This window comes from Vibrio aestuarianus (genome assembly GCF_028858425.1).
Taxonomy (GTDB): Bacteria; Pseudomonadota; Gammaproteobacteria; order Enterobacterales; family Vibrionaceae; genus Vibrio; species Vibrio aestuarianus.
The window spans coordinates 878,413-895,010 of the sequence record NZ_JAKNYQ010000002.1; the positions used below are offsets into that span (position 1 = coordinate 878,413).

Here is a 16,598-nt window from a genome sequence, read left to right on the forward strand (position 1 = left end):
AGTTTTGATTTGCAGCGGATACTGGTTTTTAATATCGTAATAAGACTTTCAATAAACCAATGGTTGGAAATAGCATGTCATCAGATTTTTATGGTTCAAGTGCGAGCTATGCTCGTCAAGAAAGTGGCTACAGAGAAAAGGCACTCAAGCTCTATCCGTGGGTGTGTGGCAACTGTGCTCGTGAGTTCGTTTACTCAAATTTGAAAGAGTTAACGGTCCATCATAAAGATCACGATCATACCAATAACCCGGAAGATGGCAGTAATTGGGAGCTTTTATGTTTGTATTGCCACGACCATGAGCACTCTAAATATTCTGACCATGATCGATTCGGTGCCGATCCAGTCGCAAGGTTAGATGATCATCAAAGCGCTACCTACAACCCTTTTGCTGACCTAGCAAAGATGATGAAAAAGTAATGCAGATTGCTGTAAGGTACTCCGTTCGACCCCCGAGTACCTATATGCTTAAACGCTAAACGAATAAGGCTTACATGAACTCTGCTCTTTCATCGCGACACTCATATGAGCCCATTTCAAATTCTCGGCAAATCCAAGGACGATTTTCATAAATCGTGCACATGAAAGTCTCACGGTCTAATGCCGAACACCAACCATCAGCCAAACGTAGCATAGTTTCCCCACCCCACTCATCAAAAGCGATATGTTGCTGAGGTACGCCAGTATCCGTAATAATCATCACTTCTAAACGGCAACAACAAGCCTGACAATTAGAACAAGAAACTTCTGGGGTGGTTACGTTTTTAATCGGTATCGACATCGAGTATCTACCATCAATTGAATTAGCGCATAGTACTCTAAATTACGTTATGTTATCGACATTCTTGTGCGATGTGTCTTGCTCTCACCACTTTAACTTCGCAGATAAATCCATTATCTTCTCGCCAACTTCGCTAAAGAGAAGAAAACCATTACAATGCGCCCGTTTTTCATCGTTATATGGGCATTTTTCTTGAAACTGAGTAAAAGACTAGAACAAATAGAACAAATGGTGACAGCCGACTATACCCACATTTGGGATTGCTGCTGTGATCATGGGTTACTTGGCGCAGCATTATTGTCTCGCCTGGCTGCGCCAAATATACACTTTGTGGATATAGTTCCCAAGCTAATGGATGAGCTAGAAGGCAAACTGCAACGCTTTTATTCACACTCACTTTCTCGGTGGAAAACACACTGCATTGATGTAGCGACATTGCCATTGGATAAGCATCAAGGAAAACACTTAGTCATTATTGCTGGCGTAGGTGGTGATTTAATGATCAAGTTTGTTGAGACTCTTCATCATAAGTACCCAGAATTAGCCATTGATTTTCTGCTGTGTCCGGTTCACCACCAATTTGCACTGCGTCAGAAGCTCATTGAACTTGATTTTTCTTTGAAGGATGAAGTGTTGATCGAGGATAATAAACGTTTTTATGAAGTGATGTTGGTTACATCAGTAACCGATGAAAACGCGCCAATTAGCGCTGTTGGTGACAAAATTTGGCAATCAACCTCGCTCAAACAAGCTAATATTGCCGAAAAATACTTACGTAAAACACTCTGTCATTACCAGCGAATTGAACAGGGTAGCAGCAACAGCGTGACACACATTATTGCCGCGTATCACACCGTGGTGCTTTGATTCTAACGTTGAAAGATAACTCTTGAGTAGAAATTGATGCTAAAGCCGTTTTATTGCATCGACCAAAAATGGATCTGACGGCTAGCATTTTTTACTGACCTTTCGTCAAATAAAATATGGGAAAACACCGTTAGATAGCTTGCTGATGATGCTTGGTTAGCCTTTTGTATAACATGTCTTTTAACTCGACACGCTGAAGCTTGAGATCATTCATATTGTCATCATCAATTGGACTGCCCGATATCTCTAGCTGACGGATATCATAATCCAATTGGTGATACTGCTGCAGCTTCGCTTTGAATGTAGGATCATCATGGTTAAGCTGAACAATATCTAATTTAAGCTCAGGAAATTCTAAGATAAAAGCATGATTTTCATTAAGCATCGGCATTCCCTCTTCAGTTGAATTACTCACAGTATAGAAGGAATCGTGACAAAGAAATGTGGCTTAAAACGCAAAGCAGTGATGTGGCGAAACTCATTTTAATCGACCATGAAAGGTGATTGCAGATATAAAAAAGGCGACAAGTTAACCTGTCGCCTTATCTATTTCTAAGCCAGCTTCTTGCTTATTCCCAATCAAGAATAACTTTACCAGAAAGCCCGCTACGCATTGCATCGAAACCTGCTTGGAAGTCATCAACCTTGAAGTGGTGAGTGATGATTGGCGTTAGATCTAAGCCAGATTGAATCAAAGAAGCCATCTTGTACCAAGTTTCAAACATCTCACGACCGTAGATACCTTTGATCACTAACCCTTTGAAGATCACTTGGTTCCAGTCAATCGCCATATCTGATGGTGGAATTCCCAATAGCGCAATACGACCACCGTGATTCATGGTTTTTAGCATTGAACTGAATGCACTCGGTACACCCGACATTTCAAGACCCACGTCAAAACCTTCGGTCATACCTAGCTCGCTCATCACATCTTCAAGTTTTTGCTCTGCGACGTTGACTGCGCGAGTTACGCCCATTTTACGAGCTAGATCAAGGCGGTATTCGTTTACATCAGTAATCACAACATGGCGAGCGCCAACGTGTTTCGCCACGGCCGCAGCCATAATGCCGATTGGTCCAGCACCGGTGATCAATACATCTTCACCAACTAAATCAAATGACAACGCCGTATGTACAGCGTTACCAAATGGGTCAAAGATTGATGCTAAGTCGTCTGAAATTCCATCTGGGATTTTAAAAGCATTAAATGCAGGGATCACAAGGAATTCAGAAAAAGCACCGGTGCGGTTTACCCCCACACCCACAGTATTGCGGCATAAGTGCGTACGACCACCACGACAGTTGCGGCAGTGACCACATGTGATATGACCTTCACCAGAAACGCGGTCGCCCAATTCAAAACCACGTACTTCTTGACCAATACCAACCACTTCACCGACGTATTCATGACCCACAACCATAGGTACCGGAATGGTTTTTTGTGACCATTCATCCCAGTTGTAAATATGCACATCAGTACCACAAATGGCGGTTTTCTTAATTTTAATGAGCAGATCATTGTGGCCAAGTTCTGGCATGTCAACGTCTGTCATCCAAATGCCTTGCTCAGGCTTTAATTTTGATAATGCTTTAATTTTCATTTAATTAGTCCCATGTCTTGACCAACTTCGATAAATGCATCAATGGCGCGATCTAACTGCTCACGGCTGTGTGCTGCCGACATTTGTGTACGGATACGAGCTTGACCTTTTGGCACTACTGGGAAAGAGAAACCAATAACATAGATACCTTTAGCAAGCGCACGCTCTGCAAACTCAGCCGCAACTTTAGCATCGCCCAACATGATTGGGATAATCGCGTGATCAGCACCGCCCATAGTAAAACCAGCCGCTTCCATACGAGTACGGAAATGGGTAGCATTATCCCATAATTGGTCACGTAGCGAACCGCTTTCAGCCAGAAGATCTAACACTCTGATTGAGGCCGTCACAATCGCAGGAGCCACAGAGTTAGAAAACAAATAAGGGCGTGAACGCTGACGTAACCAGTCAATCACTTCTTTCTTGCCAGATGTGTAACCACCAGAAGCCCCGCCCATCGCTTTACCTAAAGTACCGGTAATAATGTCGATACGATCAATGACATCATGGTATTCATGCGTACCACGACCGTTTGCGCCCATAAAACCAACAGCGTGTGAGTCATCAACCATCACCAACGCATTGTATTTATCCGCTAAATCACAAATAGCAGGTAGGTTGGCAACCACACCGTCCATTGAGAAAACGCCATCAGTTACGATAAGCTTATTACGAGCACCGGCTGCATCTGCCGCGATCAATTGCTCTTCTAGCTCTTGCATGTTGTTGTTTGAGTAACGGAAGCGCATCGCCTTACACAAACGTACCCCATCAATAATCGAAGCATGGTTTAACGCGTCAGAGATGATCGCATCTTCTTTATCTAAAATCGTTTCAAAAAGACCGGTGTTCGCATCAAAACATGAGGTGTAAAGGATCGTATCTTCCTGACCAAGAAATGCTGACAACTTATGTTCAAGCTCTTTATGAATATCTTGTGTGCCACAGATAAAACGCACAGAAGCCATACCAAAGCCGTGCTTTGCCATACCGTCTCGACCCGCTTCAATCAGCGCAGGATGGTTCGCAAGACCCAAGTAGTTGTTAGCACAGAAGTTCAATACTTCTTCGCCAGTAGAAATTGATACAGCAGCTTGCTGTTGTGAGGTAATAACACGCTCTGATTTGTATAAACCTTCAGCTTTCACTGTTTCAAGTTGCTGCTGGATCTGTTGGTAAAATGCAGAAGACATTACTGATTCCTTCTTTGATTTATATCGCCTATGACTGGCTTTGTAGGGTGGTATTGATAGTCTTTATTTACACTGTAAACACATCGATTAATCATCTCCGTATTTAGCTATGGGTATCACCAATACCAAGACAATAAATGAGATAAATATAGTTTAATCCAAGCTCATCATGACGATAATCCCTCAAAGTGGAAAACCATTCGTGAATTCTAGGCACAAATTATTGTAGACCTGAAAGGTAAGTAATTTTCATAATGGAGGACCAAAGAAGGTAAATATCACGGAGTAAAGGTTAGTTCTTCAAACGGCAATATTTAAAATGCAAAAATCTTGCGGTGAATATCCTTAAACCTTCTTAATCAGCGGTTTAAAGATAGAAAATTGAAAGCAAGTAACATAACGCTACTTGCTTTTATTTAGTGACTATTAGTTATGAAGAAACTTCCACTGCTGAGAGACATGACTTGGATCAACTGCAACACCAGGCTGGTATCCTTGACTATTACAGTGCGCAGCCCATGCTCCAAAACATTGATACACACCGTGTCCAGGAAATTTCACCACCGTTCCATCGACATAAGAGCCAAAACCAGTTGGATATTCATACTCGAAATCACCACCAGGAGTACCACCATTATTCGTCGATGACACTTGAACTGATACTCTAGCGCTATCAGTATCTTGACCATCGCTTACCGTCAATTTAAACGTCAATGGTTGGTCGACATTGTTTAAAGAGCTGGTATTAACGGTAATCCGTGATTGAGTAGCATCACCCAAATTAACCCGTTCTCCACTCACTTGCTCCCACAGGTAAGTCAGAGTATCGCCATCTGCATCCGTTGATCGTCTGCCGTTCAATCGGAAGGTCTCACCGTGGTTAATACTGCTATGGTCGACATTGGCTTTAGCAACAGGCGCCTGGTTACCACCCCCATTGGGTGATACGTTAATTTCAACTACTGAAGTGTCTGAAGCTTGGCCATCACTAACCGTCAATTTAAATTTCAGCGCATGATCGATATTGTCAATAGTCTCAGTGTTAACCGTGATTAACTCTCTGGTATTATTCCCCAGCTCTACTGATTCTCCACTAATTTGACGCCAAAGGTAAGTGAGAGCATCCCCATCAGGATCGCTTGAACCACTGCCACTTAAAGTAAAGCTCGTTCCGTGCACAACCTCAGTTTTATCGACAGTGGCTTCAGCAACAGGCTTATGATTGACGGCATCACCGCTAGTAAGAGTTAAAATAACAGTATCATTCGCTTTTTCACCGTCAGCAGCAGTGACCTCTAATTTAACCGGAATTTGGATAGTTTCTTCAACTTCAACACTCGCTGGAATGCTGATTTTTGGACTTACCGATCTCGCCTGCCTCAGACTAATGAGAGCAGGATCAACACCCTCAACAAGTCTCTTCTTAATTGACCACTTGTAAGTGATATCATCTCCAGTAGATGCCGAACCATCTAAACGATAAACTTTATCAGCAACAAACTGTGCAGATACATCGCTACCGGCATTAGCTTCAGTTTCTAGAGCTGACTCCTTGATATACAACAGACGATTTGGCGACTGATACCCGACGTCATAAAGCGTGTTTTGCGTACTATTGGCAATAAGCGCTTGTTTAAGCTCACTTGGGCTCAACTTTGGGTTCGCTTGAAGCATTCTCGCTACCTGCCCTGTGACGTGTGGCGTCGACATTGATGTACCGGACATCACTTGGTAACCACCATGGTTACGCGCAGAGATAATATTTTCGCCCGGCGCAAATAAAGTAACGCACGCTCCCCAGTTTGAAAAGCTCGCACGATAATCATCTTTGGTTGAAGCACCAACGGTAATAGAGAAGTCTGAATACGGCGAGTGAGTACAAGCATCGGTGTTATTATTCCCGGCACTATGAACAAATGTTAGATTGTGTTGAGTAATCAATCTTTCCACGGCTTCGTCGATTGGCGGCCAACGCGAATTGTTACCAATACTGTAACTCACTACCGCAGGCTTACCTTGTTGCTTTGCATGTTCTGTGACCCAATCTAAAGCCTGTAATTGCTTAGTACCATTGGTGCGGTTATTACACTCAAGTACTCGTACAGAAATGATATCCGCTTTAGGTGCTACACCATACTGATGTCCACCCGCGGTAGCGGCAACATGAGTGCCATGCCCGTTGCAATCAGATGCGTCGCTGTCATTGTCGACAAAATCCCATCCAGACTTCGCTCGCCCTTCGAAGTCTGGGTGATTAAAATCGATACCAGAGTCTATAACATAAATCGATACACCTTCCCCTGTGTATTGACCATGATCGTATCGTCCATCCAGCGGTAAATCTCTTTGGTCTGAACGATCTAAACCCCAAGAAGAAACTTGCTCATTATTTAAACTCTGCACATTATCGCCGGTAAAGATAACATCTTGATAAACACCTCTTACTTGAGAGGAATCTCTAAGCAGCTCTGCTTCTTCAGGTGATAATTCGACAGAGAAACTATTAAAGTTTTGGTAAACATCAGATGCCGTAATGACGCTCGACTTCTCTCGAGTTCTCATTAATGAAGAGGTTGTACTTCGACTTAACTGCTCCAACAATTGTTCTACTTTCTGTTCTAACGAAATGTTGTCCTTCGATCTCAACATCATTGTTGGTTGATCCTCTTCAAGCAATACAATATAAGTATCTCTTTGTGAAGCATGAACCTGCACCGAGAGCACCAGTGTAAGAAGTAATAATTTGTTGTATGTTTTCATATAAATGACCGCCAAATATTCATTGAAAATACACCTGGCAAAAAAGTGCTATGACCATTGATTGTTTGACGCTGAAAGCTATCACCAAACACCTTATGAACCACCCACCAGATGCGAGATAAAATACGAAGGCCTTATCGAGAAGCTTTCCTCAATAAACCAATTTTCGTCATCAAAATAAGTTATCTCTCACCCCGAAAATGCACAAAGACAAATAAGGTTAATTAGAGCTAGAGCATAATATTAATCGGATGGGAATCACGATAAACAACACCATTAAACGACAAATAAGACATTAACGTACTTAATTTAAAAAAAAACATCCAATAAACCAATTTAATTCAGGGGTTCTCACTTCTGCTTTTAACCTACTAATTTAATTGGAATATGATGCATATCACCCTTAATAACAAAGTTCTCACCATCAAATCTAAGGTAGATATTATGCTAGGTCGTTTGCTGTCAGCCTATGTTTTTTGGGGTGCTACTAATACTTGCCGAAATATTTCAATCCCGTGAATTAAATCATCATTGAGACAGAAGACGAGCCGCCTACGTTGCTTAGATAAATCACAACAGTCCGACCAAATATTTAGTTTGTAACGCTATTTTGGAATGAGATTCCGTTTAAGTGCAATGAATTTATTGGGCATAAAAACCAACCATTTATGGCGAAATGTGAATGACAAACGATTTCAAATGATCGACAAATATCGCCGTAACCTAAGGATTCACTTCGCTATATAGTGAGCGGTGCAATTTCATTGAAAACTGGCTGCAATTCTGAGAAAGTGACGTCCACGTTGCCCTTGACGCTATTAATGTCTGATTCTTATGCTGCACCCCAAATTGATTGCTCTGTTACCTGATCTTGCTACTTTTATTCTTGTCGTTAACGAAGGTAGTTTTACCGCTGCGGCCCAAAAATTAGGGGTTACCCCTTCAGCGCTCAGTAAGCTGATCACTCGCCTTGAAGCAGCGCTGTCCGTAAAGCTGTTTGAACGCACCACTCGTAAATTGATCATCACTCAAGCAGGAAAACGTGTCTATGACCAAAGTTTACTGATGGTCAATGCCGCGCAGCAAGCTGTCGAACTGTCGACATCGGATCACACCGAACCCGCGGGATCTCTTACAGTGGCGGCACCAGAAGCATTTTTGAACTCGGTATTGCAACCCTTAGTTGTACCTTTTCTGACTCAATATCCTGAAATTCAACTCAAACTTAGGGCGGCGGATGGTGAAATCGATCTCTTCAAACACAATATCGATGTCGCGTTTCGTCTTACCGATAAACCTGATGAAAACTTAGTACTGCGGGAAATAGGCAAAACCAATTTAGTGCTATGCGCCAGCCCTGACTACACCGCGTTACGCGGAACACCAACCCACCCAACCGAATTAAGCGAGCATGATTGCTTGTATCTTGCGGAAACGGAACGTGACCATATTTGGAATTTCCTCAAAGACGATGAATTTCATACCATTGCAGTTTCTGGGCGCTATGCAGTTAATCACTCTCAAATGCGCCTAAATGCGGTGAAAAGTGGTTTAGGTATCGGTATCTTTCATGATTTTGTTATTCAAGAAGCATTAATGAAAGGTAAAGTCGTACAGTTATTAGAAGATTGGACCATCAAAAGTAACTACCACGGCGCCATTGCTATGCAGTACGCACAAACCAAATACATGCCTGCACGCTTGCGAGTGTTTATCGATTATGTGACTGAACACTTGGTCAACAAACTCAATACCAAAGGTTAACTGATGCTAAAACGAATCCACCACGCGGCGATTATCTGTTCTGACTATGCTCGTTCTAAAACCTTTTATACCCAGATACTAGGGCTAACTATTCTTGCTGAGAATTACCGTGAAGCGCGCGATTCTTACAAACTTGATCTTGCTTTACCTGATGGGGGACAAATTGAGTTGTTCTCGTTTCCTAACACACCACCAAGACCGAGTTTTCCAGAAGCTCAAGGTTTACGTCACCTAGCGTTTGTTGTTGATAGTGTCTGTGAGGTAAAAGCGTATTTAGAATCACAAGGGGTGGATGTTGAACCAATCCGTATTGATGAATATACCGGGCGCGAATACACTTTTTTTGCTGACCCAGACGGTCTGCCGCTAGAGCTGTACTCGGAAATGTAGATTAGGGCTATATCGGTTTTTTTTAATCGAAAGTGTTGGCGGTGCCCTAGGAACTTGCTGTTCAAATCGCACACTTAGAGCCAAAAAAGTGTAACTGTCTGAAATGAGCAAGCTCAGTCGTGTCAGTAAAGGTGTCGTTGGAAGTGAATCTTGATGAAAAGTAGAGAAATGAGCAAAGGGGCACGGCTTACTGTGCTGAGGTTGCACTTTGCCCTCTTCAATTTGAACCAGTTCAAAACCATTGATGGTACACAGCGTTGCCCACACCCCCGCCGTATTGCCATGTGCATTGATCACGGGCATTAACGCAACCAATACCCAACTCAGGGCACTGGTTATCAGCATCATTTTGTTAAAACGACTTTGGCGAATCATAGCAACACTCAACATAAACTTGCGCTCACTATATAACTCATTGATAAAAATAACAGTGCGTTAGCACTTAAAAATTAACAAACACCCAGAAAACGCTACAAAACCAATAACTACGCGCTTTGGTTCATGATGCATAACAATGTGATTCCATTCACGCTTTACCCACCAGCACAGCAAAACTAGGAAATATTCTTAACTTTTCTAGGCCATCCCCTCATGTCAACTCTTAGCGCTGTTTTTACAATCATCCCACTATGTAGCCGCAGCCTTTTGCTGCTATCGATTCGACTTTGTTGTCACGTAAACAACAGAGATTTCATTGACGTAAATTCCCTAGGATTTCACATGCTAAAACTTCTGGAACAAGTTCGGAAACCGACTTTAGATATACCAGCAGCAGAACGCCGCAAAATGTGGTTCAAACCTTTTTTACAATCTTATCTTGTGGTGTTCATCGGCTACATGGCGATGTATTTGATTCGTAAAAACTTCAACGTTGCACAAAACGATATGATTTCAACCTATGGCTTGTCAATGACACAGCTTGGGTTGATTGGCCTTGGCTTCTCCATCACTTACGGAATTGGTAAGACCGTTGTTTCTTACTACGCCGATGGAAAAAACACTAAGCAATTCCTACCGTTCATGCTCATTTTATCTGGTATTGCTATGCTCGGTTTCAGTATGAGCATGGGTGGATCAAGCGTTAGCTTATTCTTGATGATTGCTTTTTACGGCTTAAGCGGCTTTTTCCAAAGTACAGGTGGCCCTTCAAGTTACTCTACCATTACGAAATGGACCCCGAAAAACAAGCGTGGCACCTATCTTGGTTTGTGGAATATGTCGCACAACGTCGGTGGTGCAGGAGCTGCAGGCGTTGCACTATTTGGTGCAAACTATTTCTTTGACGGCCACGTCATTGGTATGTTTATTTTCCCATCGATTATCGCATTAGTAGTTGGTTTTATTGGCCTACGCTACGGCAGTGACTCACCAGAAGCTTACGGTCTTGGTACTGTTGAAGAATTGTTTGATGAAGCGATCAGCGAGGAAGATATCGCCGCTGAAGAAAATAAAATGACCAAGCGTGAGATCTTTGTTGAATACATTTTGAAAAACAAAGTGATTTGGTTACTCTGTTTTGCCAACATTTTCTTGTATATCGTACGTATCGGTATCGACCAATGGTCTACTGTCTATGCCTATCAAGAACTGGGCTTATCAAAAGAAGCTGCCATTTCTGGTTTTACCTTATTCGAAGTTGGCGCATTAGTGGGCACCTTAATGTGGGGTTACCTTTCTGACCTTGCTAATGGTCGTCGTGCCTTAGTGGCCTGTGTTTCATTAGGTTTGATCATCGTAGCACTCGAGTTTTACCAGCATGCTACCAGTGAATTCATGTACCTTGCTTCGTTATTTATACTTGGCTTCCTCGTATTTGGCCCACAATTATTAATTGGTGTTGCGGCTGTTGGTTTTGTACCGAAAAAAGCGATCAGTGTCGCTGATGGTGTGAAGGGTACGTTTGCTTACTTAATTGGTGATAGCTTCGCCAAGCTGGGGCTAGGTATGATTGCTGACGGCACACCAATCTTTGGTTTAACCGGCTGGAAAGGTACCTTTGCCGCCCTCGATACTTCAGCGGTAATCTGTATCGTATTGCTGGCATTTGTTGCGATTGCAGAAGAACGTAAAATACGCCACGAGAAAAAACTACTGCTGGCAAGTGCAGGCGCTTAACGAAAAATAAAGAAATCACGCGACGTTTGGTTTTATTCAGCGTCGCGTTTTGATATCTGTAATATTAAGATCAGCAGTCCTATTAGCTCATTTAGCTATATCCAAACTATTTGGAGTTGCAGGTAGGCGGCAAGTGAGTGAATCCCCATGAGCATAGATAAACTATGTGATTGGGGTGAGCAAACGTAGCCAACACCGCTGCAACTTCAAGTAGGAAGGGGATATATTGGTTGTTTAATTGACCAGCTAGAGTTAGTTTATGCCCCTTTTCTTATTTGCTGAGTTTTATCGATGATCAAAGTAGCCTTAGTGGATGACCACATTATTGTGCGTTCGGGATTTGCTCAGTTGATGAGTTTAGAAGCCGATATAGAAGTGGTCGGCCAATTTAGCTCTGCGGCAGAAGCCCGTAGCGGCTTGCCCGGCTCTGGCGCAACGGTGTGTATTCTTGATATATCAATGCCTGATGAAAGCGGTTTATCTTTACTGCAAGATCTCCCTTCTGGCATGGCGTGTATCATGCTCAGCGTACATGACTCTGCAGCCATGGTAGAAAAAGCTCTTGAAGCTGGCGCACTTGGTTACCTCAGCAAGCGGTGTAGCCCCGATGAATTAATTCAAGCGGTGCGCACCAGTGCATCTGGTGGCTGTTATTTAACGCCAGAAATTGCCCTTAAAATCGCATCACCTAAACGCGGTAGCCACAATTTAGAAAAACTGACTAAACGTGAACGACAAATCAGTGAAATGCTTGCTTGTGGTTTAGATGTCAAAGCCGTCGCAACCGAACTTGGATTAAGCCATAAAACCGTTCATGTGCACCGCGCCAACGCCATGGATAAACTGGGCGTGACAAATAATGTCGCCCTCGCCAAATATTTCCCTGACTCACTATAATGCATCGCTACCTTATCACTTCGATCTGCGCTTGGTTTCTGCTCTCTTGCAGCTGGTTTTGCTCATGGGTCATCGCTTATTACTTCGTCAACGATCCTGAACTTGCAATTCTTTTTTTCCCCTTTGCGCTGCGTTTAGGTATCACGCTACACACTCCAAAATACTACTGGCCGGCTATTTACGCGGCAGAGTGGTGGTTAACCGTTGCTTTAGCGATATTGATGGACCAACCACAGTGGCTAACTGTATTAGCTGCCAGTGCTGCTAGTATTCCATTGATAGCCGTTGCACAACGCTACTATTACGGTTCACAACAGCGTCGTTTAACTGTGATGGGAGTAATTATTGTGCTCAGTGCACTGACTAATACCCTCGCCGTCAGTCACCATGACATTGCCGCTTCAATGGTCGCTTTAGTCAGCATTACCGCTGGTTTAATGATGGTGCCTAGCTGTTACTTAGTATGGAATTACCTTTTCCAAAGTACTTGGATACCACTAACGGCCAATTTAGTCTCACGCCATATTGAGTTTAGAGCTCGGCACATCGTCTTTTACAGCTTGTTATTTGCTCTTAGCATCGCGCTACAAATTGGTTTACCAGACGAACTCCGGCGATTTGCACCTTTTTGTTTGGCCATTCCCATTATTTTACTTGCCTTTCGTTATGGTTGGCAGGGAGCCTTGCTTGGTACACTGCTCAACAGTATTGCGCTTATTGCCGCACGAAGCGGTGTTTCCGGCATAGAAATTACCGACCTATTACTGTCACTATCAGCGCAAAGTTTGACAGGAATTACTCTTGGCATGGCCGTTCAGCATCAACGAGATCTCAACACCAAACTGCGCCAAGAGCTCGACCGCAATCAAAACCTTTCACGCCAGTTAGTCAAAGCCGAAGAGTCGGTAAGGCGAGATATTGCACGTGAATTGCACGATGAAATCGGCCAAAACATCACCGCAATTCGAACCCAGGCCAGCATCATTCAACGTGTTGAAACCGAGCCTGTCACCACTCACTGCGCCAATACTATTGAAGCATTATCGCTCAATGTTTATGACACCACTAAAGGACTGCTCACTCGTCTTCGCCCCAAAACACTCGATGACCTGGGGCTTGAAGAGGCCATTGAACAATTACTGCGTGATTTGGAATTCAACGCCCATGGCGTTCAAACTCATGTCGAATGGTGTGACAACAGCGCGCTAAAACTTAAGGCTTTGAGTGACGCAACCAAAGTCACCCTATACCGTTTGTGCCAAGAAGCATTAAATAACGCCTTGAAATACGCACAAGCAGAGCATATCCACATTCACTTTTCGTTGGGTTCAAGTGTGACATTGCATATCACAGATGACGGTATTGGCCTTAAAGCAGAAGACCATTTGAAAGGGTTTGGCTTACGAGGCATGCGCGAACGGGTGCAAGCCCTAGGCGGACAATTTCAACTACACAGTGAGTGTAAACAATCAAACGTCTCGACCCATGGAACCCGACTGACAGTTATTCTGCCTAATTTATAGAGTGAAACATGATAGGTTTTCTTCAATCTAAACCCCACATTAACGGCCAATTATCGCCCGATGAAATTGATCGTCAGTATCGATATTGGCGTCGTCACATCATGCTCGCTATGTATGTGGGTTATGCAATGTTTTATTTCACGCGTAAAAGTCTCAATTACGCGATGCCAGCCATGATTGCCGATCTCGGTTTGGATAAGAGTGATATCGGCATGATGGGCACGCTCTTTTATATCACTTACGGCTGCTCTAAATTCGTGTCTGGTATTGTATCTGATCGCTCAAATCCTCGGTATTTTATGGGCTTAGGGTTAATCGCAACAGGCATTATTAACATTCTATTCGGACTCTCTAGCTCTATCAGTGTGCTCATCTTTTTGTGGGTATTAAATGCTTGGTTTCAAGGCTGGGGTTGGCCTTCTTGCTCTAAACTACTGACCACTTGGTATTCACGATCCGAGCGGGGATTATGGTGGGCACTTTGGAATACCGCCCATAACGTAGGGGGCGCGTTGATCCCGTTGTTAGTTGGTTTTGTGACTCTACATTTTAGTTGGCGAGAAGGGTTTATTGTCCCTGGATTTTTAGCAGTGCTGACCGGTGTGTTTTTATGCTGGCGACTGCAAGATAAACCCGTGACTCTGGGCCTACCAAGTATCGGTCACTGGCGAAACGATGCACTAGAACTGGCTCAGGAAAATGAAGGCGTGGGGTTAAGCACCACTCAAATTTTGCACAAATATGTTTTACGCAATAAATACATCTGGTTACTCGCCTTGAGCTATGTACTGGTATACATCGTCAGAACCGCCATTAATGACTGGGGTAATATCTATCTAACCGAGCAGCACGGGTATGATTTGATCACCGCTAACGGGGCATTATCGCTGTTTGAAGTGGGCGGTTTTGTCGGGTCATTAGTTGCCGGATGGGGCTCAGATAAATTGTTTGGTGGTAACCGAGGTCCAATGAACTTAATTTTCTCGATGGGAATTTTCATTTCCGTTGCAGCACTATGGCTGATGCCTTTAACCGGGTTTGTCCTACAAGCAGCTGGTTTTTTCACCATTGGCTTTTTCGTTTTTGGCCCGCAAATGTTGATTGGAATGGCAGCAGCAGAGTGTTCTCATAAGAATTCAGCAGGCGCTGCAACAGGCTTTGTTGGGCTATTTGCTTACATGGGAGCAGCATTGGCCGGCTACCCTATCGCCATCATTGTTGAGCATTTCCATTGGAATGGTTTTTTTGTCACCATATCCATTTGCTCTGCCACCATTGGTTTGCTCTTGCTGCCATTTTTACAGGCTCAGTTTGCGGATAGTCGCCACGCAGCTTCCCTTGATTAATTGCACTAAAGAAAACCGCATGGAAACAACCACGGCTTAACCGAATAAGCGTTTCCAAATACTTGGGTTACGCTGTTCATGGTATTCAATACGCAGCTCATCAACCGTGCGTAATGTCTGTTTTGCTTGTTCTAACTGCCCTTGTTCAAGGTCAGCTTCAATTTGATCCAGTACAACAGATAATTTATTGAATCCTTCCAAGTACAACGTTTCTTTTTCTGGCGGATAGCTACCTGATTTTGAGTTTTCAACCAATTCACTGAGTTTTAACACTGGCGCTTTCATCGCTTCAACCGATGTCGCTTCAGCAGCTTGTTTAAACTCAAGCTTCATCTGCTTCATGTTCTGCTTCAGGTCAACACTCGCAGCCAAAACGTTTGCAGACAATGCAACGCAAGCTGTTAAAATAAGAGCTTTTTTCATCATAATTCTTTCACTACAACAAGGAATCGCTAGTGTAAATGAAATGCAGCTTAAAGCGGGAAGAAAATTGTTTCATTTGTTAAAAAACACCCCCTCCCCCTCACTTTACAATGAGCGATATTCTTCAATAGCTGGGCGACCGCGTTGCGCCAAAAAAGCAAGAAACTGCATCACACTGTGCGTGATGACTTTATCTGGTGAAATACCAACACTGTCTAGCAAATCACTGGCTAAGTGTAAATTACCTACATCGTGACAAAAATGCGCATCACTGCCCGTCGTAATATACGCACCATGAGCTTTTGCCACCTTAGCAATCTCATAGCAGCGATCAACGCTGCCTACGCGACTGTGACCTTTCAAAGTACTATTGTTAATTTCTATTGCAACATTATGCTCGACAGCACAAGCGATAACCGCATTAAAATCAAAATCAAAATTAGGATTACCTAAGTGTCCTAACGCATCAACTCGTCCACTTTGAATGGTGTTGATTAACGCCTCGGTATGCGCAGCTTTATCCGCAGGCTGGAACACCGGCTCATGGAAACTGGCGATTACCCAATCCAAATTTTGGTCAACCGAAGGGTGGATATCAATATCACCTAAACGGTTAAGAATGTTGGATTCAACACCGCGAATAATGGCAACACCATCTAAAAAGCGTGGTAAAACTCGCTGGTTAGAGAAGAACCAATAGTGTGGAGCACCTGGCATAGATTCAGCGTGATCGGTGGTGCAAAACATAGCTAAACCATTTTCTTGAGCTGATTTCGCGTTCTCGATCAACGTGCTATAAGCATGACCACTGGCATAAGTGTGTGTATGAGTATCGACGACAAGTTTCATTTTGATAATTCCATTACAACCGAGATAGTTAAGTGTAACAGCCAGTCTAAGGACACATCAATCAAATGGCTTACAATCATACCTTTGAGT

General features: G+C 43.3%; 16 protein-coding genes. 8 read left to right on the plus strand and 8 right to left on the minus strand.

The window, feature by feature from the left end; translation table 11 throughout:
- The first annotated feature begins 74 nt into the window (after positions 1-74).
- Complete coding sequence (locus MCT08_RS17550; RefSeq protein WP_053311096.1) at positions 75-419, plus strand: YajD family HNH nuclease; 345 nt, start codon at positions 75-77, stop codon at positions 417-419.
- A 70-nt stretch (positions 420-489) separates the two neighbouring features.
- Here MCT08_RS17550 and MCT08_RS17555 read toward each other — a convergent pair whose 3' ends face one another.
- Complete coding sequence (locus MCT08_RS17555; protein WP_053311097.1) at positions 490-780, minus strand: YkgJ family cysteine cluster protein; 291 nt, start codon at positions 778-780, stop codon at positions 490-492.
- Between the two features lie 156 nt (positions 781-936).
- Between MCT08_RS17555 and MCT08_RS17560 the strand changes: the two genes are divergently transcribed.
- On the plus strand, positions 937-1,647 hold the full coding sequence (locus tag MCT08_RS17560) for a tRNA (adenine(22)-N(1))-methyltransferase (RefSeq protein WP_274679003.1): 711 nt from the start codon (positions 937-939) through the stop codon (positions 1,645-1,647).
- A gap of 130 nt (positions 1,648-1,777) precedes the next feature.
- Here the strand turns inward: MCT08_RS17560 and MCT08_RS17565 are convergent, their stop codons facing one another.
- From MCT08_RS17565 to MCT08_RS17580, 4 genes are all read right to left on the minus strand, one after another.
- Positions 1,778-2,032 carry an HP1242/YdcH family protein gene (locus MCT08_RS17565; protein WP_141652877.1) on the minus strand — a complete coding sequence of 85 codons (255 nt, stop codon included), beginning with the start codon at positions 2,030-2,032 and terminating at the stop codon, positions 1,778-1,780.
- A gap of 184 nt (positions 2,033-2,216) precedes the next feature.
- The gene (gene tdh, locus MCT08_RS17570) at positions 2,217-3,248 is read right to left on the minus strand and encodes an L-threonine 3-dehydrogenase (protein ID WP_171981223.1); all 1,032 of its coding nucleotides are present in this window, start codon (positions 3,246-3,248) and stop codon (positions 2,217-2,219) included.
- A complete protein-coding gene (locus tag MCT08_RS17575; protein ID WP_172532559.1) occupies positions 3,245-4,441 on the minus strand; it encodes a glycine C-acetyltransferase in 1,197 nt (398 codons plus the stop codon). The genes tdh and MCT08_RS17575 overlap by 4 nt, the downstream gene beginning before the upstream one ends.
- A 426-nt stretch (positions 4,442-4,867) precedes the next feature.
- The gene (locus tag MCT08_RS17580; RefSeq protein WP_274679004.1) at positions 4,868-7,201 is read right to left on the minus strand and encodes a S8 family serine peptidase; all 2,334 of its coding nucleotides are present in this window, start codon (positions 7,199-7,201) and stop codon (positions 4,868-4,870) included.
- An 834-nt stretch (positions 7,202-8,035) separates the two neighbouring features.
- Here MCT08_RS17580 and MCT08_RS17585 point away from each other — a divergent pair.
- Both MCT08_RS17585 and gloA2 read left to right on the plus strand, forming a co-directional pair.
- A complete protein-coding gene (locus MCT08_RS17585; protein WP_274679005.1) occupies positions 8,036-8,965 on the plus strand; it encodes a LysR family transcriptional regulator in 930 nt (309 codons plus the stop codon).
- Between the two features lie 3 nt (positions 8,966-8,968).
- Positions 8,969-9,355, plus strand: a complete 387-nt coding sequence (gloA2, locus tag MCT08_RS17590; RefSeq protein ID WP_053311102.1) for an SMU1112c/YaeR family gloxylase I-like metalloprotein — start codon at positions 8,969-8,971, stop codon at positions 9,353-9,355.
- Here the strand turns inward: gloA2 and MCT08_RS17595 are convergent.
- Positions 9,332-9,730, minus strand: coding sequence for a hypothetical protein (locus MCT08_RS17595; RefSeq protein WP_171981232.1), 399 nt, complete (start codon positions 9,728-9,730; stop codon positions 9,332-9,334). The two genes, gloA2 and MCT08_RS17595, sit on opposite strands and share 24 nt — an antisense overlap.
- A gap of 345 nt (positions 9,731-10,075) precedes the next feature.
- Here MCT08_RS17595 and uhpT point away from each other — a divergent pair, with 345 nt between their 5' ends.
- The 4 genes from uhpT to uhpC all read left to right on the plus strand — a co-directional run bounded on the left by uhpT (position 10,076) and on the right by uhpC (position 15,236).
- Complete coding sequence (gene uhpT, locus MCT08_RS17600; protein WP_053311104.1) at positions 10,076-11,470, plus strand: hexose-6-phosphate:phosphate antiporter UhpT; 1,395 nt, start codon at positions 10,076-10,078, stop codon at positions 11,468-11,470.
- Positions 11,471-11,761: 291 nt separating this feature from the next.
- On the plus strand, positions 11,762-12,367 hold the full coding sequence (gene uhpA / locus MCT08_RS17605; protein ID WP_053311105.1) for a response regulator transcription factor UhpA: 606 nt from the start codon (positions 11,762-11,764) through the stop codon (positions 12,365-12,367).
- On the plus strand, positions 12,367-13,890 hold the full coding sequence (gene uhpB, locus MCT08_RS17610) for a signal transduction histidine-protein kinase/phosphatase UhpB (RefSeq protein ID WP_274673073.1): 1,524 nt from the start codon (positions 12,367-12,369) through the stop codon (positions 13,888-13,890). Before uhpA ends, uhpB begins: the two co-directional genes overlap by 1 nt.
- A gap of 8 nt (positions 13,891-13,898) precedes the next feature.
- Positions 13,899-15,236 (plus strand): MFS transporter, encoded by a 1,338-nt coding sequence (uhpC, locus tag MCT08_RS17615; protein WP_053311107.1) that lies wholly within the window; start codon positions 13,899-13,901, stop codon positions 15,234-15,236.
- 36 nt (positions 15,237-15,272) lie between these two features.
- Here the strand turns inward: uhpC and MCT08_RS17620 are convergent, their stop codons facing one another.
- Together MCT08_RS17620 and MCT08_RS17625 are read right to left on the minus strand one after the other, a co-directional pair.
- Entirely contained in the window at positions 15,273-15,659 is a 387-nt protein-coding gene (locus MCT08_RS17620; RefSeq protein WP_053311108.1) for a cytochrome b562, read from the minus strand.
- Positions 15,660-15,764: 105 nt separating this feature from the next.
- Positions 15,765-16,508 (minus strand): phosphatase, encoded by a 744-nt coding sequence (locus MCT08_RS17625; RefSeq protein WP_053311109.1) that lies wholly within the window; start codon positions 16,506-16,508, stop codon positions 15,765-15,767.
- Positions 16,509-16,598 lie beyond the last annotated feature (90 nt).

Excerpts from the sequence above, each read along its gene's own strand:
- gloA2 (WP_053311102.1), top strand. The coding sequence starts at position 8,969 with ATGCTAAAACGAATCCACCACGCGGCGATTATCTGTTCTGACTATGCT.
- MCT08_RS17560 (WP_274679003.1), top strand. The coding sequence starts at position 937 with ATGCGCCCGTTTTTCATCGTTATATGGGCATTTTTCTTGAAACTGAGT.
- MCT08_RS17585 (WP_274679005.1), top strand. The coding sequence starts at position 8,036 with ATGCTGCACCCCAAATTGATTGCTCTGTTACCTGATCTTGCTACTTTT.
- MCT08_RS17580 (WP_274679004.1), bottom strand. The coding sequence starts at position 7,201 with ATGAAAACATACAACAAATTATTACTTCTTACACTGGTGCTCTCGGTG.
- uhpB (WP_274673073.1), top strand. The coding sequence starts at position 12,367 with ATGCATCGCTACCTTATCACTTCGATCTGCGCTTGGTTTCTGCTCTCT.
- MCT08_RS17550 (WP_053311096.1), top strand. The coding sequence starts at position 75 with ATGTCATCAGATTTTTATGGTTCAAGTGCGAGCTATGCTCGTCAAGAA.
- MCT08_RS17575 (WP_172532559.1), bottom strand. The coding sequence starts at position 4,441 with ATGTCTTCTGCATTTTACCAACAGATCCAGCAGCAACTTGAAACAGTG.
- MCT08_RS17620 (WP_053311108.1), bottom strand. The coding sequence starts at position 15,659 with ATGAAAAAAGCTCTTATTTTAACAGCTTGCGTTGCATTGTCTGCAAAC.
- uhpC (WP_053311107.1), top strand. The coding sequence starts at position 13,899 with ATGATAGGTTTTCTTCAATCTAAACCCCACATTAACGGCCAATTATCG.
- uhpT (WP_053311104.1), top strand. The coding sequence starts at position 10,076 with ATGCTAAAACTTCTGGAACAAGTTCGGAAACCGACTTTAGATATACCA.
- MCT08_RS17555 (WP_053311097.1), bottom strand. The coding sequence starts at position 780 with ATGTCGATACCGATTAAAAACGTAACCACCCCAGAAGTTTCTTGTTCT.
- MCT08_RS17595 (WP_171981232.1), bottom strand. The coding sequence starts at position 9,730 with ATGATTCGCCAAAGTCGTTTTAACAAAATGATGCTGATAACCAGTGCC.
- MCT08_RS17625 (WP_053311109.1), bottom strand. The coding sequence starts at position 16,508 with ATGAAACTTGTCGTCGATACTCATACACACACTTATGCCAGTGGTCAT.
- MCT08_RS17565 (WP_141652877.1), bottom strand. The coding sequence starts at position 2,032 with ATGCTTAATGAAAATCATGCTTTTATCTTAGAATTTCCTGAGCTTAAA.
- tdh (WP_171981223.1), bottom strand. The coding sequence starts at position 3,248 with ATGAAAATTAAAGCATTATCAAAATTAAAGCCTGAGCAAGGCATTTGG.
- uhpA (WP_053311105.1), top strand. The coding sequence starts at position 11,762 with ATGATCAAAGTAGCCTTAGTGGATGACCACATTATTGTGCGTTCGGGA.